This is a genomic window from Vibrio sp. 1978, from assembly GCF_033344345.1.
Genome location: NZ_JAWPOP010000557.1, coordinates 1 through 656, shown reverse-complemented (window position 1 = coordinate 656; position 656 = coordinate 1). Strand labels below are relative to the sequence as shown.

The 656-nt window shown below is 50.3% G+C and carries 1 protein-coding gene; it reads right to left on the bottom strand.

Annotated features, from left to right (window positions below; genetic code table 11):
* A partial coding sequence (locus R8N49_RS27810) for a transposase (RefSeq protein WP_412034927.1) occupies window positions 1-656 on the bottom strand: 656 nt, incomplete at both ends.

Here is a 656-nt window from a genome sequence, read left to right as displayed (position 1 = left end):
CTCTAAGGTGATTAGAAGGTTCCGCTGGTGGCTCACTTGCTTCCGCTGTGTACTCTTGAGAGACAAAACGAGAAACTTCGTCGTACGGGTTGTGATCCAGCGTCGCGATAGGTTCTTCATCCGAAGAGTAGTTCACGTGTTGGCAAAGAATGTAGCCCGAGTGCGCTTCACCAGACACAATCCAGTACACTCCATTATTGCTGTGTGGCTGCAAGGCAATGTAGCTGGAAGCCAACTCGTAGTGACTGGCGTGATTAACCCAACGAGCATCAATGGTCGCGAGCTTACGACGACAACGACTGGCGATGTGGTCAACGTGATCATAAAACGTTTTTGGGTTGATGCTGAGTTTGCGGCAAATTTCGCGCACGGAATAACCGGTGAACAAAAGGCCCATCAGGTTTTCTTGAAACTGCAGCTTTTTATTGGCGCCAGACCATTTATCGACAAAAGTGCTTTGGCACGCTTTACAACGGTAACGTTGACGATCGCCACTGTAACCGAATGCGTGATAGAGGTGTTTATGAGTGTGGACAGAGAGTCCGAAGTTGTCACACGCGTCGTTGCGACAAGCAGGTAACCCGTCACTGTGGACGTGTTGCCTGCTTGTCGCAATCATCATTACGGCAAGCAGGCAACCCGTCACTGTGGACGTG